This window comes from Escherichia sp. 10290, from assembly GCF_030295155.1.
In the GTDB taxonomy this organism is placed as follows: Bacteria; Pseudomonadota; Gammaproteobacteria; order Enterobacterales; family Enterobacteriaceae; genus Escherichia; species Escherichia coli_F.
This window is the reverse complement of the sequence record NZ_AP025741.1, coordinates 873,729-895,479: the sequence shown is the minus strand read 5'-3', so window position 1 is coordinate 895,479 and position 21,751 is coordinate 873,729. Positions and strand designations below refer to the sequence as shown.

17 protein-coding genes and 3 pseudogenes are annotated in these 21,751 nt (G+C 51.0%); 7 read left to right on the top strand and 13 right to left on the bottom strand.

Annotated elements, in window-relative coordinates:
• Positions 1–47 precede the first annotated feature (47 nt).
• The 4 genes and pseudogenes from QUE74_RS04260 to QUE74_RS04245 form a co-directional block, all read left to right on the top strand.
• Positions 48–1,997, top strand: a pseudogene (locus tag QUE74_RS04260) (fimbria/pilus outer membrane usher protein); the annotation flags it as partial.
• 14 nt (positions 1,998–2,011) lie between these two features.
• The gene (locus tag QUE74_RS04255; protein WP_000143540.1) at positions 2,012–2,743 is read left to right on the top strand and encodes a fimbrial biogenesis chaperone; all 732 of its coding nucleotides are present in this window, start codon (positions 2,012–2,014) and stop codon (positions 2,741–2,743) included.
• The gene (locus tag QUE74_RS04250; protein ID WP_001272406.1) at positions 2,740–3,801 is read left to right on the top strand and encodes a fimbrial protein; all 1,062 of its coding nucleotides are present in this window, start codon (positions 2,740–2,742) and stop codon (positions 3,799–3,801) included. Before QUE74_RS04255 ends, QUE74_RS04250 begins: the two co-directional genes overlap by 4 nt.
• A 150-nt stretch (positions 3,802–3,951) precedes the next feature.
• On the top strand, positions 3,952–4,998 hold the full coding sequence (locus QUE74_RS04245; protein WP_001354852.1) for an AbrB family transcriptional regulator: 1,047 nt from the start codon (positions 3,952–3,954) through the stop codon (positions 4,996–4,998).
• Here QUE74_RS04245 and nei read toward each other — a convergent pair.
• From nei to ybgI, 5 genes are read right to left on the bottom strand one after another with little or no spacing between them, the layout of a single operon-like run.
• Positions 4,995–5,786, bottom strand: coding sequence for an endonuclease VIII (gene nei, locus QUE74_RS04240; RefSeq protein ID WP_001113990.1), 792 nt, complete (start codon positions 5,784–5,786; stop codon positions 4,995–4,997). The genes QUE74_RS04245 and nei overlap by 4 nt on opposite strands.
• 35 nt (positions 5,787–5,821) lie before the next feature.
• A complete protein-coding gene (pxpA, locus tag QUE74_RS04235; protein WP_000687167.1) occupies positions 5,822–6,556 on the bottom strand; it encodes a 5-oxoprolinase subunit PxpA in 735 nt (244 codons plus the stop codon).
• On the bottom strand, positions 6,546–7,478 hold the full coding sequence (gene pxpC, locus QUE74_RS04230; RefSeq protein ID WP_000912727.1) for a 5-oxoprolinase subunit PxpC: 933 nt from the start codon (positions 7,476–7,478) through the stop codon (positions 6,546–6,548). Before pxpC ends, pxpA begins: the two co-directional genes overlap by 11 nt.
• Positions 7,472–8,128: a 5-oxoprolinase subunit PxpB gene (gene pxpB, locus QUE74_RS04225; protein WP_001188343.1), complete on the bottom strand. Its 657-nt coding sequence runs from the start codon at positions 8,126–8,128 to the stop codon at positions 7,472–7,474. Before pxpB ends, pxpC begins: the two co-directional genes overlap by 7 nt.
• Positions 8,129–8,150: 22 nt before the next feature.
• Positions 8,151–8,894, bottom strand: coding sequence for a radiation resistance protein YbgI (gene ybgI / locus QUE74_RS04220; protein ID WP_000798863.1), 744 nt, complete (start codon positions 8,892–8,894; stop codon positions 8,151–8,153).
• Positions 8,895–9,164: 270 nt separating this feature from the next.
• On the opposite strand from ybgI, the gene dtpD reads away from it, so the two are divergent.
• On the top strand, positions 9,165–10,646 hold the full coding sequence (gene dtpD, locus QUE74_RS04215) for a dipeptide permease DtpD (RefSeq protein WP_001032684.1): 1,482 nt from the start codon (positions 9,165–9,167) through the stop codon (positions 10,644–10,646).
• Between the two features lie 148 nt (positions 10,647–10,794).
• On the opposite strand, the gene phrB is transcribed toward dtpD, so the two are convergent.
• From phrB to QUE74_RS04175, 8 genes and pseudogenes are all read right to left on the bottom strand, one after another.
• A complete protein-coding gene (gene phrB / locus QUE74_RS04210; RefSeq protein ID WP_000207131.1) occupies positions 10,795–12,213 on the bottom strand; it encodes a deoxyribodipyrimidine photo-lyase in 1,419 nt (472 codons plus the stop codon).
• On the bottom strand, positions 12,210–12,719 hold the full coding sequence (locus tag QUE74_RS04205; RefSeq protein WP_001076012.1) for a YbgA family protein: 510 nt from the start codon (positions 12,717–12,719) through the stop codon (positions 12,210–12,212). Before QUE74_RS04205 ends, phrB begins: the two co-directional genes overlap by 4 nt.
• 141 nt (positions 12,720–12,860) lie before the next feature.
• Positions 12,861–13,382: pseudogene (locus tag QUE74_RS04200) on the bottom strand (ISAs1 family transposase); the annotation flags it as partial.
• Between the two features lie 206 nt (positions 13,383–13,588).
• Positions 13,589–14,911, bottom strand: coding sequence for a group II intron reverse transcriptase/maturase (gene ltrA / locus QUE74_RS04195; RefSeq protein ID WP_001100278.1), 1,323 nt, complete (start codon positions 14,909–14,911; stop codon positions 13,589–13,591).
• A 584-nt stretch (positions 14,912–15,495) separates the two neighbouring features.
• Positions 15,496–15,768 (bottom strand): bacteriocin immunity protein, encoded by a 273-nt coding sequence (locus tag QUE74_RS04190; RefSeq protein ID WP_000394623.1) that lies wholly within the window; start codon positions 15,766–15,768, stop codon positions 15,496–15,498.
• Between the two features lie 14 nt (positions 15,769–15,782).
• On the bottom strand, positions 15,783–16,838 hold the full coding sequence (locus QUE74_RS04185; RefSeq protein ID WP_241957718.1) for a pyocin-S2/colicin E7-DNase domain-containing protein: 1,056 nt from the start codon (positions 16,836–16,838) through the stop codon (positions 15,783–15,785).
• A gap of 222 nt (positions 16,839–17,060) precedes the next feature.
• A pseudogene (tssI, locus tag QUE74_RS04180) lies at positions 17,061–19,238 on the bottom strand (type VI secretion system tip protein TssI/VgrG); the annotation flags it as partial.
• 230 nt (positions 19,239–19,468) lie between these two features.
• Positions 19,469–19,675 (bottom strand): YbfA family protein, encoded by a 207-nt coding sequence (locus tag QUE74_RS04175; RefSeq protein WP_000424924.1) that lies wholly within the window; start codon positions 19,673–19,675, stop codon positions 19,469–19,471.
• A gap of 312 nt (positions 19,676–19,987) precedes the next feature.
• On the opposite strand from QUE74_RS04175, the gene kdpF reads away from it, so the two are divergent.
• Both kdpF and kdpA read left to right on the top strand, forming a co-directional pair.
• Entirely contained in the window at positions 19,988–20,077 is a 90-nt protein-coding gene (gene kdpF, locus QUE74_RS04170; RefSeq protein ID WP_001272653.1) for a K(+)-transporting ATPase subunit F, read from the top strand.
• Positions 20,077–21,750, top strand: coding sequence for a potassium-transporting ATPase subunit KdpA (kdpA, locus tag QUE74_RS04165; protein ID WP_000741142.1), 1,674 nt, complete (start codon positions 20,077–20,079; stop codon positions 21,748–21,750). Before kdpF ends, kdpA begins: the two co-directional genes overlap by 1 nt.
• The last annotated feature ends 1 nt before the right edge of the window (position 21,751 follow it).

Below are 21,751 nucleotides of genomic sequence, written 5' to 3'. Positions count from 1 at the left end.
GACATTAAAAATGGCGAAAAACGGCCAATAATCTTGGCGTTGACAACCGCCCACAGGATGGCAGCAGCAGCACTAATCTTAACGCCTACGGAACAGCCGGAATTAACGCGGGGGCATGGCGCTTACGCAGTGACTATCAGTTGAATCAAAATGATGGCAATGATAACCATGAACAGTCAGGCGAAATATCACGTACCTATCTTTTTCGCCCGCTACCGCAATTAGGTTCAAAATTAACCCTCGGCGAAACGGATTTTAGTTCCAATATTTTCGACGGTTTTTCTTATACCGGCGCGGCACTGGCGAGTGACGACCGGATGTTACCGTGGGAACTGCGCGGCTACGCTCCACAAATTAGCGGTATTGCACAAACCAATGCCACGGTGACGATCAGTCAATCAGGCCGCGTCATCTACCAGAAAAAAGTCCCGCCAGGTCCGTTTATCATTGATGACCTTAATCAGTCCGTCCAGGGTACGTTGGATGTCAAAGTGACGGAAGAAGATGGTCGGGTGAACAATTTCCAGGTTTCGGCAGCATCGACGCCTTTCCTTACGCGCCAGGGGCAGGTTCGCTATAAACTTGCTGCCGGTCAGCCGCGAACATCTATGTCTCATCAAACTGAAAATGAAACCTTTTTTAGCAATGAAGTTTCCTGGGGGATGCTGTCAAATACCTCGCTGTACGGCGGCCTGCTGATTTCGGGTGACGACTACCATTCTGCCGCAATGGGTATCGGGCAAAATATGCTCTGGCTTGGCGCGCTATCGTTTGATGTCACCTGGGCCAGTAGTCAGTTTGATACTCAGCAGGACGAGCGGGGCTTAAGTTACCGCTTTAATTACAGCAAACAAGTGGATGCCACTAACAGCACGATTTCGCTCGCCGCTTATCGCTTCTCAGATCGTCATTTTCACAGCTACGCCAACTATCTGGATCACAAATACAACGACAACGATGCGCAGGACGAAAAACAGACGATCAGCTTATCCGTGGGGCAACCGATTACCCCACTGAACCTCAATCTGTACGCCAACCTGCTGCATCAAACCTGGTGGAATGCAGACGCCTCCACGACCGCCAACATCACGGCGGGTTTTAATGTTGATATTGGTAACTGGAGAGATATCTCTATTTCGACGTCATTCAATACAACCCATTACGAAGATAAAGATCGCGACAACCAGATTTACCTGTCGATTTCGCTTCCCTTCGGTAACGGTGGTCGGGTCGGTTATGACATGCAAAACAGTAGCCACAGCACCACACACCGCATGTCGTGGAACGATACGCTGGATGAACGAAATAGCTGGGGGATGTCTGCTGGACTACAATCCGACCGTCCGGACAATGGAGCCCAGGTGAGCGGTAACTATCAGCACCTGAGTTCAGCGGGTGAGTGGGATCTTTCTGGTACTTATGCTGCCAATGACTACAGTTCTGTTAGCAGCAGCTGGAGTGGTTCTTTCACGGCGACGCAATATGGTGCAGCCTTCCATCGCCGCAGCTCCACCAATGAACCACGCCTGATGGTCAGCACCGATGGCGTGGCAGATATTCCGGTTCAGGGCAATCTCGACTACACCAACCATTTTGGCATTGCAGTGGTACCGCTGGTTTCCAGTTATCAACCTTCCACCGTGGCCGTGAACATGAACGACTTACCCGACGGCGTGACGGTGACAGAAAACGTCATCAAAGAAACGTGGATTGAAGGCGCAATAGGTTACAAATCACTGGCATCCCGTTCCGGTAAAGACATTAACGTCATCATTCGCAACGCCAGCGGTCAGTTCCCTCCCCTCGGTGCGGATATCCGTCAGGATGGCAGCAGCATTAGCGTGGGGATGGTTGGCGAGGAAGGACACGCCTGGTTAAGCGGAGTCGCTGAAAATCAAAAGTTTACCGTGGTCTGGGGTGATAGTCAGCGTTGCTCGATCCATCTTCCTGAACATATGGAAGACACCGCAAATCGCCTGATTTTACCTTGTCATTAATTAAGGAAATGAAAATGACATTTATGAAAGGACTTCCCCTTTTGTTGTTGGTTACCAGTCTGTGTAGCCACGCTGCACTACAACCCGACCGCACTCGCATTGTGTTTAACGCTAATGATAAAGCTACCAGTCTGCGAGTAGATAATCGTAGCGATAAACTCCCCTACCTCGCTTATTCCTGGCTCGAAAATGAAAAAGGGGAGAAAAGCGACGATCTTCTGGTCGCCCTGCCACCGATACAACGTCTGGAACCGAAAGCAACAACGCAGGTGCGGATAGTCAAGCAAGCCTCGACCGCGAAATTACCGGGCGATCGCGAAACGCTATTTTTCTACAATATGCGTGAAATTCCTCCCGCCCCGGAAAAAAACAGCGACCATGCCGTTCTGCAAGTCGCCATCCAGAGCCGTATCAAGGTGTTCTGGCGACCGTCTGCATTACGCAAGAAAGCAGGAGAAAAGGTCGAACTGCAGTTACAGGTCAGCCAGCAGGGCAATCAGCTTAGCTTAAAAAACCCTACTGGCTATTATCTGACCATCGCGTATCTTGGGCGAAATGAGCAAAGCGTTCTCCCGGGCTTCAAAACTGTGATGATTGCGCCTTTTAGTACAGTAAGTACAACCACTGGAAATTATAGTGGCAGCCAGTTTTATCTCGGTTATATGGATGATTATGGCGCATTACGCATGACAACGCTCAACTGTAACGGGCAATGCCGTTTACAGGCTGTGGAGGCGAAGAAATGAGTGCTGGCAAGGGATTGTTGCTCATCATCTGTCTGTTATTTCTACCGTTAAAATCTGCGCTTGCCCTGAACTGTTACTTTGGTTCATCCGGTGGTTCGGTAGAAAAATCGGAATCTATTCAACCATTTGCTGTGCCAGGGAATGCCAAACCCGGCGATAAGATCTGGGAGTCTGACGATATTAAAATTCCCGTCTATTGTGACAACAATACTAACGGCAACTTTGAGAGCGAGCATGTCTACGCCTGGGTAAACCCGTACCCGGGAATTCAGGATCGCTATTATCAACTCGGCGTAACTTACAATGGTGTTGATTATGATGCTAACCAGGGAAAAAGCCGCATCGACACTAACCAGTGCATCGACAGCAAAAACATTAATATTTATACCCCTGAGCAGATCATCGCGATGGGATGGCAGAACAAAATTTGCTCTGGTGATCCCAATAATATTCATATGTCGCGTACGTTTCTCGCTCGCATGCGGTTATACGTCAAGATACGAGAGATACCGCCGCATGATTATCAAAGTACGCTCAGCGATTACATTGTGGTGCAATTTGATGGCGAAGGAAGCATTAATGAGGACCCAACCGCCCAAAACCTGAAATATCATATTACCGGTCTGGAAAACATTCGGGTATTGGATTGCAGCGTCAATTTTTCTATTACCCCAGCCAACCAGGTCATTGATTTTGGTAAATTTAATGTACTGGATATCCGGCGACACAACATGACAAAAACATTCGGTATTAAAACGACAAAATCACAAAACGATCAATGTACCGACGGATTCAAAGTCAGCTCCTCGTTTTATACCGAAGAAACGTTGGTTGAAGAAGATAAAGCATTGCTGATTGGTAATGGTCTGAAACTACGTTTACTGGATGAAAACGCTTCGCCCTATACCTTCAACAAATACAGCGAATATGCCGACTTCACCAGTGACATGCTGATCTACGAAAAAACCTATACGGCTGAACTTTCGTCTATTCCCGGCACTCCCATTGAGGCTGGCTCCTTCGATACCGTGGTGCTTTTTAAGATTAACTATAACTAATTTCCCATGATGCCCTTTGCAACCGAAAGGGCATCTCTTTCAGAAAATTGCTGATTTTCCCCTTTTCCTTGATTGCTGTTATTTTTTCCTGGCCCGGCTTTCTTTATGCTGTATCGATACACCAAAGAGAAAATAATGAGGAAGCGAAGGATGCCAGTTTTGCAGTGGGGAATGTTATGTGTGCTTTCACTTCTCCTTTCTATTGGCTTCCTCGCGGTACATCTTCCGGCGGCACTATTACTTGGGCCAATGATCGCCGGAATCATCTTTAGTATGCGCGGAATTACTCTGCAACTTCCCCGATCCGCTTTTCTCGCCGCCCAAGCCATTCTTGGCTGCATGATTGCACAAAACCTAACCGGTTCGATTCTCACCACGCTAGCGGTGAACTGGCCGATTGTGTTAGCTATTTTACTGGTGACGTTACTTTCCAGCGCCATCGTGGGTTGGTTATTGGTGCGCTATAGCTCACTGCCTGGAAATACCGGTGCCTGGGGTTCTTCTCCTGGCGGCGCGGCGGCAATGGTCGCTATGGCGCAAGATTACGGCGCAGATATTCGCCTGGTGGCATTTATGCAATATCTGCGAGTGCTGTTCGTCGCGGGGGCCGCTGTTCTGGTCACCCGCATGATGCTGGGCGATAACGCTGAAGCGGTTAACCAGCAGATCGTCTGGTTCCCGCCAGTGAGCATTAATCTCCTGCTTACAATTTTGCTCGCGGTCGCTGCCGGTACGGCGGGATGCTTGCTACGTCTTCCTTCCGGCACGATGCTCATCCCGATGCTGGCAGGCGCGCTGCTCCAGTCTGGTGAGTACATAACCATCGAACTACCGGAATGGCTTCTGGCGATAGCCTATATGGCAATTGGCTGGCGGATTGGTCTTGGTTTCGATAAACAAATATTACTGCGAGCATTGCGCCCGCTACCGCAAATCTTGCTGTCGATTTTTGCTCTGCTGGCTATTTGTGCAGGTATGGCGTGGGGACTGACCCGGTTTATGCATATTGATTTTATGACTGCCTACCTCGCCACCAGTCCCGGCGGGCTTGATACCGTGGCGGTCATCGCCGCAGGGAGCAATGCCGATATGGCGCTTATTATGGCGATGCAAACCCTACGCCTGTTCAGTATTTTGCTGACGGGGCCAGCCATTGCGCGGTTTATTTCAACCTATGCGCCGAAGCGGTCGGCCTAGTGCTGGCAGCCTGGACACCAGTAAAACGGGCGCGAGGACAACGTGGTTTTCTCAATGATGCTGCCACAACGTTCGCACGGTTCGCCATCACGATGAAAAACCTTAAAGCGAAACAGCGCCCCATGATGTTTATTCTCATCCACCTGCCCCCGCGTAGCGTAAGAAAGTCGAGGAATCTCCAGTAACGCGTGTGCGAGTGCATCCAGTTGCGCCGCATTGAGATCTTTCGCTTTATGATTGCCGGTTAACCCCACCTGCCAGAGGATCTCCACCCGCAAATAATTGCCAAGCCCAGCCAGAAACGCCTGATCGAGTAGTAATCCAGCAAACTGACGGTTACGAAAGCGCGGCGACAATAACCGTTCTTTCGCCGCCTCCGGCGTCAGTTTCGGATCCAGCACATCGGGGCCAACGCGTTGTAAAAACGGATGCGTGGTCAGTTGTTCCGGGGTCAACATCTCAATATCCGAGGCGCTATAAAGCAGAATGGTTTTGTCAGCCGTTTGCAGTTTTACCCGCAATACTCGCGTGGTCTGCGGCTCTTCGCCGGTATCAACCACGCGCCAGACGCCGTAAAGCTGATTATGGCTGTAGAGCGTTAACCCGTTGGAAAAATGAGTTAACAACGCCTTACCTCGCGTTTCCACATGGGTAACGTGTTGACCGATAAGTTGTGATTGATAAGGTTTTAACTGCGGGAAGGCAAACCAGACATCAGTTAGAGGTTTGCCTTTGATCGCCGCCTCCAGGTTATCCGCTGCACGGCGGATCTCCGGGCCTTCAGGCATGGTGATATCCTTTTTTCATTCTTTATTAAGCGGGGTTATGCTGCGACAACAATCCCCTTTTCGGCAAATGTAGAGCGTAGTCGGCGGGCGAACGCCAGTGCGTGTTCTCCATCGCCATGCAGGCAGACCGTTTGCGCCGTGACCGTTGCCCATTCGCCGTTGATACTTTTGACTCTGCCGTGTTGCACCATCTCCAACGTTTGCGCCAGCGCCTGTTCTTCGTTTTCAATCAACGCGCCTGGCTGGCTTCGCGGCACCAGCGAGCCGTCAGCCTGATAACCGCGATCGGCAAACACTTCCTCGCGCGTTGTCAGGCCATATTGCTTGCCTGCACGAATCAGCTCGCTTCCCGCCAGCCCGACGAGAATCAATGCCGGATCGCAAGCGTAAACCGCTCTGGCGATGGCGTCTGCCAGTTGTGCCTCTTTCGCCGCCTGGTTGTATAACATGCCGTGCGGTTTGACATGACGCATTACGCCGCCTTGCGCACGGGCAATCGCTGCCAGCGCGCCAATTTGATACAGCGTCTGGGCATAAACGGTTTCTGGCGGCAGCTGCATAGCGCTGCGACCAAAATTTTCCCTGTCGGGAAAACTCGGATGAGCGCCAATCGCGACACCATTTTTTATTGCTTCACGCACGCAAGCGTGCATGATTTGCGCATCGCCAGCATGAAATCCACAGGCAATATTGGCAGAGGAAACCAGCGTTAATAGCTCTGCGTCGCTGACACAGCCTTCGCCCAGATCGGCGTTCAGGTCAATTTTCATTGTGCAGCCGCCACGCTAATTGTTCGAAATAACGTTGCTGATCTTGCCGTGCTTTCAGTGCCTCTTCCAGTGAACACTGGACAAAATGAATCGGCTGACCGAGCGGAATTTGCGCCAGATGGTACATATCAGCCTCAATGATACAGGCAATACGCGGATAACCACCGGTGGTCTGTGCGTCGTTCATCAATACAATCGGCTGGCCGTTATGCGGCACCTGCACCACGCCCGGCAACAAACCATGAGATAACAGTTCGCGATCGGTGGTGCGTTTTAAAATTTGCCCCTGTAAGCGATAACCCATACGGTTACTTTGCGGACTAAGCTGCCACGGCGAACGCCAGAATGCATCCTGCGAGGCGCGATCGAACTCATGATATTCCGGCCCCGGCAAGGCGCGAATGCGGTTGCCCCACAGCAGCTGTTTAACGCCCTGCGCTTCCATAAAATCACGCTTCGATTTGCCCATCGGGAGTCGGTCACCATCCTTCAGTAAACGGCCTTCCAGCCCACCAATCCCCACTTTAAGATCGGTACTGCATGACCCCATTACCGGCGGAACATCAATACCACCCGCGACCGCCAGATAACTGCGCATCCCGTGCTGCGGGCGTTTAAGCGTTAAACGCTGGCCTGCTTTCATCGGCAATCGCCAGCCAGTCCAGACGGCATTATCATCCAGCCGCGCTTCGCAACCTGCCCCCGTCAGGGCAAACCAACCATCAGTTTCGAACTCTACCGTTAACTGACCGAGCGTTATCTCCAGCGCGGGGGCATTGGCGTCATTACCCACCAGCAGGTTAGCAATGCGTAACGCAGGCATATCCAGTGCGCCGCAGTGGCTGATACCAGACTGGCGAAAACCGTGACGACCGCCATCCTGCACAGTGGTATACATGCCCGCACGAATAATCTTCAGCATACTCCCTCCTTCTGCGGTACAAAGCGCACGCTGTCTCCCGGACGTAATAAGATGGGTTCGTCACGCGCCGGATCAAACAGGCTGAGTGAGGTATGACCAATCAACTGCCAGCCGCCCGGCGTTGCCAGCGGATAAACACCGGTCTGCGGCCCGCCGATCCCGACAGAACCTGCCGGAACGAGCAAGCGCGGTTCAGCGCGCCGTGGCGTGTGTAGTTGTTCCGGCAAACTCCCGAGATACGGGAAGCCCGGTTGAAAACCTAAAAACCAGACCACGTATTCCACAGAGGAGTGCAATTCAACAACCTGTTTTTCGCTCAATCCACAATGCGCCGCGACCACCGCCAAATCCGGTCCGCCTGCGCCACCGTAAACCACCGGAATTTCAATAAAACGAGACTCCGGCTCCAGCGCCTCACTCTCCTCCCACCAGCGTTGCAAACGCTCTATGGCATCCAGCGCCAGCGACTCAGGATTACGTAAAATCACCGTGATATTGTTCATGCCGGGAATGGCTTCAACCACATTCGGCATATCCACCAGACGCTGCGCCAGTCGCCAGATCCGTTTCTGGCTAGCCAGCGTCACCGGCGGTTCCAGCTCCAGCACTACCGCCGTTTCACCTATCAGATAACAACGCGCTCGTTGCACTTTCGATCCCTCTGATTATTCGTTATGCAGGATTAGGAATATCAATAAAGGTCACATCAAGATCGGTATTTTCATTCAGCCACTCACTCAATGCGCGAATACCACCGCGTTCAGTGGCATGGTGACCCGCAGCATAAAAATGCAATCCCTGCTCGCGGGCTGAATGAATGGTCTGTTCAGAAACTTCGCCAGTAATAAAAGCATCCACGCCAAAACGCGCGGCGCTATCGATAAAACTTTGCCCGCCGCCCGTGCACCAGGCAACGCGCTGAATCACCTCAGGTCCGGTATCGCCACACCATAACGGCTTACGTCCCAGACGCGCTTCAATCCAGGAAGCCAATTCCAGTCCCGGCACAGGCATAGTCAGTTCGCCCCACGGCACTAACGGCTCAATTTCACCCAAGACCGTAATCCCAAGTAACGCCGCCAGCTGTGCGTTATTGCCCAGCTCCGGATGCGCGTCCAACGGCAGATGCCAGCCATACAGGTTGATATCATTCGCCAACAATGTTTTTAAGCGGTTACGCTTCATACCGCGAATTACTGGCGATTCCCCTTTCCAGAAATAACCATGATGCACAATGACCGCATCCGCGCCCAGACGCACCGCTTCATCGAGCAAAGCCTGGCTGGCGGTGACACCGGTAACAATTTTTTGCACCGTCTCTTTGCCTTCCACCTGCAAACCATTCGGCGCGTAATCACTAATCGCCGCGCTGTTCAGTTTTTCGTTAATCAGTTGTTCCAGTTCGGTGTTTTTCATCTTCGCGCCTTCCGTATTCTGATAGCTACACCGTTAACATAGCGTTACCTCGCCTGTTCGTCGATAGCCAATCTTTTGACATATTAAGAAACAAACCCGACGCCAAAAGACGCAAATTGTTTATATCATCACGCTTCAGCTAATGTATATTTATGCAATCAGACAGCATATTGCATAAATAATCAGATCTGTATCAAAGTTTTAACTTTAAGGAAACACAAGCACGCCGCGCAACTATTACGTGACGTTGCAGTCAATTGTGGAATTATTATGAATAAACACGCATCACAGCCGCGCGCTATTTACTATGTCGTTGCGCTGCAAATCTGGGAATATTTTAGCTTTTACGGCATGCGTGCCCTGCTGATTCTCTATCTCACCAATCAACTAAAATACAACGATACTCACGCCTACGAGTTATTTAGCGCCTACTGTTCGCTGGTGTATGTCACGCCAATCCTCGGTGGCTTTTTGGCGGATAAAGTTCTCGGCAATCGCATGGCGGTGATGCTGGGGGCGTTGTTGATGGCGATCGGTCATGTGGTGCTGGGTGCCAGTGAGATCCATCCGTCATTCCTCTATCTGTCCCTGGCGATTATCGTTTGTGGTTACGGTCTGTTTAAATCCAACGTCAGTTGCCTGCTCGGCGAGCTGTATGAGCCAACCGATCCACGTCGTGATGGCGGTTTCTCGCTGATGTATGCGGCAGGTAACGTGGGGTCTATTATCGCACCCATCGCCTGTGGCTACGCCCAGGAGGAGTACAGTTGGGCTATGGGCTTTGGCCTGGCGGCGGTTGGCATGATCGCGGGTCTGGTTATCTTCTTATGTGGCAATCGTCATTTTGCTCATACCCGTGGCGTTAACAAAGACGTACTGCGTGCGACAAACTTTCTCCTGCCTAACTGGGGATGGCTGCTGGTTCTGCTGGTGGCAACACCTGCGCTGATTACCGTACTGTTCTGGAAAGAGTGGTCGGTATACGCCTTGATTGTCGCGACTATCATTGGCCTTGGCGTTTTGGCAAAAATTTATCGCAAAGCAGAAAACCAGAAACAGCGTAAGGAGCTGGGGCTGATTGTGACGCTCACCTTCTTCAGCATGTTGTTCTGGGCCTTCGCACAACAGGGGGGTAGCTCGATTAGCCTTTATATTGATCGCTTCGTTAACCGCGATATGTTTGGTTATACCGTTCCGACCGCTATGTTCCAGTCGATTAATGCCTTCGCGGTCATGCTGTGCGGTGTGTTCCTGGCGTGGGTAGTTAAAGAGAGCGTCGCAGGTAATCGTACCGTGCGCATCTGGGGAAAATTTGCTCTTGGCCTCGGCCTGATGAGCGCCGGATTCTGCATTCTGACCTTAAGCGCCCGCTGGTCCGCTATGTATGGTCACTCTTCTCTGCCACTGATGGTGTTAGGCCTGGCGGTGATGGGATTTGCGGAACTGTTTATCGACCCGGTTGCTATGTCGCAGATTACGCGCATTGAAATCCCCGGCGTGACCGGCGTATTAACCGGTATTTATATGCTGCTTTCCGGCGCGATTGCGAACTATCTGGCGGGCGTGATTGCCGATCAGACATCGCAAGCTTCGTTTGATGCTTCCGGAGCGATCAACTACTCCATCAATGCATATATTGAAGTGTTTGATCAAATCACCTGGGGTGCACTGGCGTGTGTAGGACTGGTACTGATGATTTGGCTGTATCAGGCGCTTAAGTTCAGAAACCGCGCGCTGGCGCTGGAGTCTTAACAGGCCAGCACCGATGCCTGATAAGACGCTTAATGCGTCTTATCAGGTCTGGATGTCCCTGCAATATATTGAATTTGCACTATTTGCCAGGCCGGAGAAGGCGTTCACGCAGTATCCGGCATCCGGGCAAGATTGCCTGACGCGTCTGTTATTTCCCCTTCCTCGCCGCCTCATACGCTGCTAACGTTCGTACTCTCGCTTCTTTGTGATCGACTATCGGTTGCGGATAATCCAGCGTCACACCTGCTTTCTGCGCCCACTTCCACGGTTCATGCACCGCTTTCCCTGGTACATCACGCAACTCTGGTAACCACTGGCGGATAAACTCACCTTCGTGGTCAAATTTCTCGCCCTGAGTTGTCGGGTTGAAAATACGGAAATACGGTGCAGCATCAGTTCCAGTAGAAGCCGCCCATTGCCAGCCACCGTTATTGGCTGCCAAATCACCATCAATCAGTTGCGACATGAAATATCGCTCGCCTTCCCGCCAGTCGATCAGCAAATCTTTCACCAGAAAACTGGCAGTAATCATCCGCAGGCGATTATGCATCCAGCCAGTGCTGTTAAGCTGACGCATGGCCGCATCAACAATCGGGTATCCCGTTTTGCCTTCCTGCCAGGCCTTTAAATGGGCGGGATTGCTTTGCCATTGCACGCGGTCGGTCCAGGCAATAAACGGTCGATGTTTACACAACGAGGGGTAATACGTCATCAGATGACGGTAGAACTCGCGCCAGATCAACTCATTAAGCCAGACGCTACCGGCCCCACCGTCCAGCGCCTGCGGCTGTTCCGCCAACAGGCGATGCAGACACTGGCGAGGCGATAACCCGCCCGTTGCCAGGCTGGCGGACAAACGGCTGGTGCCTTCCACTGCAGGAAAATCTCGTTGTTGCTCGTACTCCCCTGCTCCGCTCTGGCAAAACTGGCGTAATTGCGCAATCGCCGCTTTCTCTTCCACCGGGAAATGCGCAGTATCGAAAGGCTGACGAGGATAATTCAGCGTAATGGATGGCGCGGCTTCTATCATTACGCTACTACGTACTTTTGGCGCAGCGACGCACTCCGGCACCCCTTCTCGCAGCCGTTTCAGCCAGGCGTTTTTAAATGGAGTAAAGACTTTGTACATCTCATGATTACCAGTCATCACCGCCCCCGGCGGCAGGATCACGCTGTCATCAAATCCTTCACACACCACGTTACGCAGCGTTCTCTCAACCTGCACATCCCGCGCCCGCTCATTCACCTCATACTGATAGTTATAAAACAGATGAGTAACACGATTTTCCGCGCACACCTGTTTAACTATTTCGACGCTGGCGGCAAAGTCATCCACTTCATGAAACAGCAAAGGAATGCCTTTTTCCGCCAGCGCGATTTGTAGCCCGTTCAGTTGTGCATTGATAAATTCAGCCTGACGCGGCGACACATTATGCGCCGCCCACTGGCGTGGTGTAGCGATATACAACGCCAGCACGCGTGCAGACGAATTGCGGCAGGCGGCAGCAAGCGCGAGATTGTCGTGCAGACGTAAATCCTGGCGAAACCAGACCAGATGGGTAGTCATAAAACTCCTGCATGGCGCAAGTTAATCACCCGCGGCCAAAGTTCGAAATAACGCTGCTCTGAAAGCCAGGCGTCAGGATAAAGCGCCATATAGTGTTTGATACGCATCAGCGGCGCAAGAAGCGGTTGCTCGCCACGGCGATAACTGTCGATAAGCGCCGCCAGTTGTAGACGTGCTGCGGAGTCAAGGTGTGGGCGAAAATAACCCTGAACGTGCATCAAAACGTTTGTATGATCGCGCCGATTGGCGGGATGAGAAAGCAAAACAATGACGCGTTGGCGGTACTGGTTGTAATAATCATCCAGATTTTGCCACTGGTGAATATCTGCCACAAACGGGCCAAGTTTGCGGTATTCCGGCTGGGAATGGGCCAGAAAGACGAGTTTATAGCGGCTGTGATAATCGAGAAGCGCCCCGCGCGTTAAGCCGTGTGATTTCAGTCGATGTAACTCATGAAGGGCGAAGATACGGATTAGAGTGCTGTCATCAAATCGTTGCTGATTCATTACTGCTCCTGAACGGTTTACAGGAGTAAGTGTAGACGTTGGGAAATGATATTTGTGAAGTTAATCCTGTTGTAGCAGGGCAAGATTACGAAAGCCCGCTCCCCGCAAGGACTGACGTCAGCTAGTTTCTGTCCATAGCTGCCCTTTCCATTCAAACGTGAAATCAATAAGTTCATCAGGGACATCGCAAACAATGTGAAGACGGATTTCTTCTCTGCCGTGACTCTTTTCACTAATTGCGTAACTGTCATGCTCTGGATTATTTAATTCTTTCAGCGGAAATTTTTCCTCGAAGGCTTTATTTAGCCGCCCCTGGTTTCCTTTTACAGCGAATAAATAATCACCTCCCTGTTTTTGTATCTTCTCTGCAATATCTTTCTGGCAACCCATCGCATCAGTTGTGATGATTTTTCCTTTAATATCCAGCATGTTAAGAAGTTCCGGGGTAGCTGTAATCTCAATACCATTTTCAAAATCACCATATTGCTTCAAAAAATCGAGATGTGTTTCCCCAAAATCCTCTATATCTTCCCAACCTTCCGCACCCGAAATAACGGCACAAATAGTCAACAGTAGAATATCCGATAATTTATGTTCCACTTTCCAGGCTTGTCTGTAATCGGGGATAATAGAAATATGTTCCATCAATTTTTTAAGTTCCATTTTTTTCTCCTTAATTATGTAAGGAGTATTTGATCATGTATAAGCAATAAAAAACAGCTTCAGGTAATGAGGAATATCTCAATTTTTAAACATAAAATGCGAATTATTTAGTACAAAAAAGCAGCGTTAAGTGAGTAGGCCACCGGAACCTCCCCGACAGCCTCTCGCAGAACCGTACGTGAAACTCTCGCTTCATACGGCTCCCGTCAGGCAAACGCGCTTCCTGGTCCTGCTTTCCAGTGGGCAAACAACTCCGGCTTCTCTTTTGACAGCCTTTCCATTAGCTGACACGCCTTCGTCTTTCTATACCGCAGGGTTTTATATTTCTTTCTCGCCCACGCAATCAGCGTCAGATTAATATATCTGCATACTTTCTTCATCGCTGATTTGTGGTATCTCGCGTAATAATTCAGCCACCCCGATATTATCGGATTCAGCCACTTCGCAATATCTTCGAGACTCATCTCCACCCTGCGTCTGATCCACAGTTTCCTGAGTTTTCCAATCATGCCTTTCTGCGCACGGTTACTCGCCGCCGGGCTGAAACTCGTAAAGAGGTTTCCCCGCCGGTGGTTACGTGCTCTTCGCGCTCTGAACGTATACCCCAGAAAATCAAACTGCACTGTTTCATGGTTCGCCTGTCGTTCGCTGTCTTTGCAGTAAACTATTTTCGTTTTCTCCGGATGTAATTCCAGTCCACATTCCTGAAAACGTTTTGCCAGCTTATTCAGTAATTCCTCTGCCTGTTGTTTACTGCCACAATGAATTAATCCATCATCTGCATAACGGCACCAGGGAATTTCCGGATAATGTAACGTCAGCCATTTATCAAACACATAGTGCAGAAATAAATTCGCCAGTACCGGGCTGATGACTCCACCCTGTGGCGTACCTTTATTTCTTTCCTTCAGTGTTCCATCCGGCATCTGCACCGGCGCTGTCAGCCACCGGCGAATAGACAGTCTTACCCATTTATCCGCACAATGTTTATCTACTGCCCTGAGTAATAAATCGTGGGAGATATTATCGAATAACCCTTTAATATCAAACTCAAGACACCAGTCGTATTGCCAGCAACGTTTTCTGGTGACTGCTATTGCATCCAGCGCTGATTTTCCATGCCGGTATCCGTATGAATCATTCAGGAAATAACGCTCCACTAATGGTTCAAACGTTACCAGCACCGTCATCTGCGCTATTCGATCGCTTACTGTCGGTATTCCTAAAAGTCTTTTGCTGCCATCCTTCTTCGGAATTTCCACCGCACGCACTGGCGGCGGCATCCAGCTTCCCGACGATAACCTGTTCCAGATTTTGTACAGATTTCCTTTCAGATCCCGCTCAAAATCTTTCAGCGTCTGGTTATCTACTCCGGCAGCTCCGGCATTCGCCTTTATCCGCCGGTACGCTTCCACCACATGCAATTTACTGACCTGAAACGGTTTTGTCTGTTCACACACAGCCTCCTCCTGCCTACAGTTGGGCTGTGATGCAGACTGCCCGACGCTGTCCCTTCGCTCCACGTTCATTACAAACGCTTCCTCACTACTACGAACAGCTCTGCCCCGGTTTCGCACATCGATACTCTCATACTCATAATTTCGGTTATTTGTATTTCTCTCTTGACATTGCGACGACCGGTTCCCGTAGTTCCTGCAAAGAGCCTGATACAGCGTCATGCCTGCTATACACCGGACACCATTCACGCAGCATTCGGAATTCACCCGTAAATTAATCCCGGCGGTATCACGAAACCTCCGGTTTTGATGTCACTTAGGACTAACGACGTTTCAACACAGGTTCGGGTTTACTCATCTCACTGTATCTCACATAGGATCAGATCTCGTCTGATCGTTCCCCCTGCGCTCACTACCATGGCTCTTTACCACAGCAGCCGGGGTTGTTTGGGACCGACTTCCGACAGCAGATCCCGGTGGGCCTGCCACCATCTCTTCACAAGCTTATGCTTATTACATGCAAAACGTCCCGTTTTGCATCTTTGTGCCTACGGCACACGATGATCTTTCCCTGTACCACCTCCTCAGGAAGTGGTTTAAGGTTAATAACAAAAATACCAATCATTTTAATAAAATATGACGAGTATTTATTTTCATTATATTTTAAAGCATCCTAGCCCCTGCGATGCTCGCCATCGTTTTAACTCATCAACAATCCCTTGGGGACTATCTTCTCTATCTTCAGATGGATAGAATATCAAATCACTACCATCTGGGTGCTGAGTGATTCTAATAAAATGACTTACAAGATCATCAATAAACTTCGACAATTTATCGCCATGCAATTCCTCAGGTGGTTCAAAAAAATTATTTAGAAGTTCGATAAATTCATCTTCCGTATAATCTTCTAGATTATTTTTAAACTCCATTACTACCTCCTTTTTTATTTATGCAATCGTATGTGGTTTTTAGGTGTGTTTACTCTAAGATTATCAATATCATAGACTTCTCCCCCATATTGGATTTCGTCAATATGATGAATTTCAAATGTACCTCGCCCCCCAACTCTTTGTCTTGATATAGTATAAGGTGCGCGTCCACGCTTTATCAACGTTTGGTTAGCTTTATTAAATTGGCTCAATAGTTCTGGACATTCACCTACAGCAGTCCAGAAAGCTGCCCTGAATTCATCAAAATTGTTAAATGACTTACTCCGAAGTTTATTTGCGACCTGTTGTGGAATTGGCACTCCTAAGCTTTTCCCCGCCTGCGACAGCCATCTTCCTGTACCTGCTAACACCTCCCCCTTACCTGTTACTGTTCCCGCTTCATCCCTTGCAGTTTTCAGATACACATATATTGGTGTTAATTCCGCACCGTCAGGAAAGACAAGTATCCAGTCATTAAAATTTCGCTCCTCCGGCATTGGAGAAGGCGGCGTGGTGATATCTGTTTTTTCATCGGGTATCGGATTAACATAAATATCAGGTAGATCAACTGGTTCGACAGGAGTTCCGGTGTGTATGGGCTGCTCTGAACCTTCTGGCTTTGCAGGCGTCCAAAATATTTTTGGTCCCGAATCAGACACAGGTGAAAATTCATAACGGGAAAATTCCTTATTCCACTCCATCAATGCTACCCGAACACCTTCAAGTTCCGAACCTGCGGGTGTGTGGTATCCGTATGTTCTCAATTCACCAGCAGTATTCCGCTGAAAGAGAAAGCGCGCCCGCGTAGCTGCCGTCTCTCCAGATTGCGCTTTACGACGTAGCTCATTTTCGAGCCACTGTTCATCCCGTCCAGGAACTTTATCACTACCTTCACCGGCAGGTATTGGATATAGTGCTGATACTAGAACACCAAGGGCTGGCACCGTTTTTGATACACTTAAAAAACCTTCTCCACCCCATGCCCCTAATGTTCCCCATACGCGAGTTAAAACTCCCGCAGACTGTTCCGCCGCTAGTGGAACCGCAACACCCGCTGACGCAACTGTCATTTCCCCCGTCAGTGAGTTCGCTCCTGAAGTTTTTTTTGCTGACTGCGCAAGTTGCTCCACTTCATCGTCATGATAGTGTGTACCATAGCCGCAACAGTCATCCTCCACTGGCTGGGCAAATAGAGCCATATCACCAAAATGTTTCGATGGCTCCATGGTCGTACCAGCATCAGTGCAGCCTTTCTCCTTCAGACAAGATTTTGCGTATACAGGAATTACCAGTTCATCTGAATCGTCCTTGTCTTCTTCTCCACCTTCTGATTCATCCTCATCACTAGGCTCTCCGTCATTCCCGCCGCCAGCATTCCCTCTGTCATACTGCTCGTCAGCCAGAGCGTCCATAACTGCCGGTTGTAGTGTATTTATCGGCGTCCCCGGACTGCCCCCGCCATTCAGATTTATTTTCGGTCCGACAATATCCACACCACCAGAATGAACGACCACAAACGAGCCCCCCACCTTCAGGCTTATCCGGCTGCTGCTCTCCAGCACGATATCCCCGTCCACCTTGATCCCCAGCGCGCCACTCACCTTCTCCGCCAGGTCGCCCTTCACCTCCAGACTGTGCGTTCCCTCCACCAGACTGATATGGTTCCCCGTCGTCTTATGCTCCTGCTTCCCTTCCACCGTCACTTTACGGTCGTTTCTGACATACAGGCCGTCATCGTGACTCACGCTCACCGTCCGGTCATTCGTCACCTTCAGCGTCTGGTCATTACGTACCGTTATGCGCCGGTCGTTCGCCACCGTGATACTCTGGTCGTGACCCCCTTCTTTTCTGGTGCCGACCTCAACCGTCTGCCCCTTCACCACCCTTATCTTCTGGTCGTTACCGATGGTCTCCGTATGGTCATGCTTCACGTCCGTCCGCCGGTCGTTAAGCACCTCCGTGTCCATGTTCTTCTGCGCGTGGATATACACCTGCTCACTGTCCGTCGCATCCTCGAAACGCAGTTCATTAAAGCCGCTTCCTTTATAGGTCTTCGAGCGGATGGTCATCTGCGTCCGCGTGCCCGGTAAATCCCCCGGTGAACGGTTGTCCTCATGGTATGTCCGCCCCGTCACAATGGGCTGGTCCGGGTCGCCGTTCAGAAAGTCCACTATCACTTCCTGACCCACACGCGGTATCGCCAGATTGCCGAACCCCGGTCCCGCCCATGCCTGCGACACCCGTATCCAGCATGAACTCTCCTCCGTCATCCCGTGATAACGGTCCCAGTGAAACTTCACCCGTACCCGGCCATGTTCGTCGCAGAATATCTCCTCGCCCTTCGGCCCGGTCACAATGGCACTCTGCGGGCCGTCCACCTTCGGCTTCGGCAGCGGCGCGTGACGCCACGTCCTGTCTGCCGGTATCACCTCAAACTGATTGCTCAGTGTCGTCCCTTCACCGTGACTCCCGTGCAGCGCCTGCGGCTGTTCTCCCCGCAGTGTGCTTCCCACAACCTGCCATTCCCGGTTCAGCGTCCCTGACGGATGGCCCGTCAGCCGGAACCGCGTTCCCGGCCACAGTCGCGCCGTGTTACACACCCCGCTCGCCGTCTCCGCCCCGTTCCGCCACCCTTCCGTCTGGTAACGCGCAAAATCCTGGCCATGCTGCTCATCCTTGAAACGCCCCGGATAATCAAATATCTCGTACTGCGTTCCCTGCCCGTTCAGGCTCTCCCCGTCATGGCTGTAGTACCCCGGCCACCCCGGCGTTTTGAACGTATAATCCTGCGTCTCCACCGACGCCACGCTTATCTGCGCACGGTAACGGAAGTCGCTGATGTACTCTGTCGTGCCTCCGGTCGTGGTATTCGGGTTAAACGCCAGCGCCCCCATTCCCGTCAGCCCCGCCACGTCATCACACACCGCCAGCTTCTGTTCCGGCCCGTCCTGACTGCAGCGTTCATAAAAGAAGATACCTTCCTCCGCCCACAGCCGGGTCAGGAATGTCAGGTCGCTCTCCCCGTACTGCACGCAGAACTCCCGCGCCGGGTGCGCCTCATAGAACAGCGGCATCCACGCCGTCACCCCGTTCTCTCTCAGAAGCTGTGCTGATATCGTCCCTATGTCCTGCTGCTGGAAGATACGGAAGTTCTGCCGTAACCCTGCCCGCCACAGCGGCGGGCTGATGCTCAGGGAATAACGCATCTGCCAGTCGTTGTTCTCACCGAGCTGCACCTCCGTCACGATACCGCTGACGTAACGCTGCGGGATATCACCCTGCCAGACCGTCAGCACCGCGCTCTTCTCCAGAAAATCCTCCGCCGTCAGGTCAGACAGCCCGCTGGCGATATCCACATCCAGGATGAACGGCGTGCAGTGGTGCTGGTACAGACGGAAGCTCACCACCGCCGTCGCCATCTCCACGATACCGGCCACCGACAGCGTGAAACGTAATCCTTCTGAGGACATATAAACCCCATAGCTACCGCACTCATGGTGCAAACCATACGGGCTTATAAGAAAGGCTTAAGTGAGATATCTGCCAGATAGCAACTATTAGGAAAATATTTATATATATTTCATGAATATATATTTCGGTTGGTATAACGGTGTCTAAATATTCCTCTGAACATCTTCCTGATACAAAAAAACCGCCAGCGTTTCCGCTGGCGGTTTTCTTTGAACGTAATATTTAGCAATCAGTAAAAATCACCGGTTGCCTTTTCGGCCTGATCCATCCACACCGGTTTATCGCTGGTTTTCGACCAGACGCGGTGCAGGTAGCTGTAAAAGCGGGCGCGGTCTTTCCAGAAAAGCATGAAAGGCAGCGCCAAAACGCCCGCTGCAACCGCATAAGTACGGCGTAAAAAGATAAGCCATGCAGGATATTCTCTGTAGAGTTCCATACTTTTCTCCCCCTTTTGTATCTACCCGGTGAATGGCACCGGAAAAATGAATTTGTTTATCTGATGAAAATAGTACCGCCTTTTGTGTAATTTTACTACTCATCCGACCACTTATTTTTGCTTATTGATGGTTTATTTACATTCACCCCGTAATTAAGTTACATAAAAGTTAAATTAATACTAAACATTAGTTAAATCATGGCTTTTGCCATTTTTATACTTTTTTTACACCCCGTCCGCAGATTTTTGCGAAATCTTTGCAGCCAGAATTCTACCCTTCCGGTATCACTTTTAGGCCACTGGAGGTGCACTGTGAGTGCAGGCGTGATAACCGGCGTATTGCTGGTGTTTTTATTACTGGGTTATCTGGTTTATGCCCTGATCAATGCGGAGGCGTTCTGATGGCTGCGCAAGGGTTCTTACTGATTGCCACGTTTTTACTGGTGTTAATGGTGCTGGCGCGCCCTTTGGGCAGTGGGCTGGCGCGGCTGATTAATGATATTCCTCTTCCTGGTACGACGGGCGTTGAGCGCGTACTCTTTCGTGTACTCGGCGTCTCTGGCCTTGAGATGAACTGGAAGCAGTATCTCTCTGCCATTCTCGGCCTGAACATGCTGGGGCTGGCGGTGCTGTTTTTTATGTTGCTCGGTCAGCACTATCTACCGCTTAACCCGCAGCAGTTACCGGGGCTGTCGTGGGATCTGGCGCTGAATACTGCCGTCAGCTTTGTCACTAATACCAACTGGCAATCTTATAGCGGTGAAACCACATTAAGCTATTTCAGCCAGATGGTGGGCTTAACGGTACAAAACTTTCTTTCTGCCGCCAGCGGGATTGCGGTGATTTTTGCCCTCATTCGTGCATTTACCCGCCAGAGCATGAGCACACTCGGCAATGCCTGGGTCGATCTGCTACGCATCACGTTATGGGTGTTAGCCCCGGTGGCGTTGTTGATCGCGCTGTTTTTTATTCAACAAGGTGCGTTGCAAAACTTTCTTCCCTATCAGTCGGTTACGACTGTTGAAGGGGCGCAACAGCTGTTACCAATGGGTCCGGTGGCTTCTCAGGAAGCGATCAAGATGCTCGGCACTAATGGCGGCGGTTTCTTTAATGCCAACTCATCGCATCCGTTTGAAAACCCGACCGCACTGACCAACTTCGTGCAGATGCTGGCGATCTTCTTGATCCCAACAGCGCTGTGCTTTGCCTTTGGTGAAGTGGCAGGCGATCGCCGCCAGGGGCGCATGTTGCTGTGGGCGATGTCAGTGATTTTTGTCATCTGCGTAGGCGTGGTGATGTGGGCAGAAGTTCAGGGTAATCCTCATCTGCTGGCGCTGGGTGCGGACAGCAGCATCAATATGGAAGGTAAAGAGAGCCGTTTCGGCGTGCTGGTCAGTAGCCTGTTTGCGGTCGTGACTACGGCGGCTTCCTGTGGCGCGGTGATTGCGATGCATGATTCGTTTACCGCTCTCGGTGGCATGGTGCCGATGTGGCTGATGCAAATTGGTGAAGTGGTATTCGGCGGTGTCGGTTCTGGTCTTTACGGCATGATGCTGTTCGTTCTGCTGGCGGTGTTTATTGCCGGGCTGATGATTGGTCGTACACCGGAATATCTGGGTAAAAAAATCGACGTACGTGAGATGAAACTGACTGCACTGGCGATTCTGGTCACCCCGACGCTGGTGCTGATGGGCGCGGCGCTGGCAATGATGACCGACGCCGGACGTAGCGCCATGCTCAACCCTGGCCCGCATGGTTTTAGCGAAGTGCTGTACGCCGTGTCATCCGCCGCTAACAACAACGGCAGCGCCTTTGCCGGCTTAAGCGCCAACTCTCCGTTCTGGAACTGTTTACTGGCGTTCTGCATGTTTGTCGGTCGCTTCGGGGTGATTATCCCGGTGATGGCGATTGCCGGTTCGCTGGTGAGTAAAAAGAGCCAGCCCGCCAGCTCCGGCACGCTACCAACGCACGGCCCGCTGTTTGTTGGTCTGTTGATCGGCACCGTGTTGCTGGTTGGCGCACTGACCTTTATCCCTGCCCTGGCGCTTGGTCCGGTGGCGGAATATCTCTCCTGAT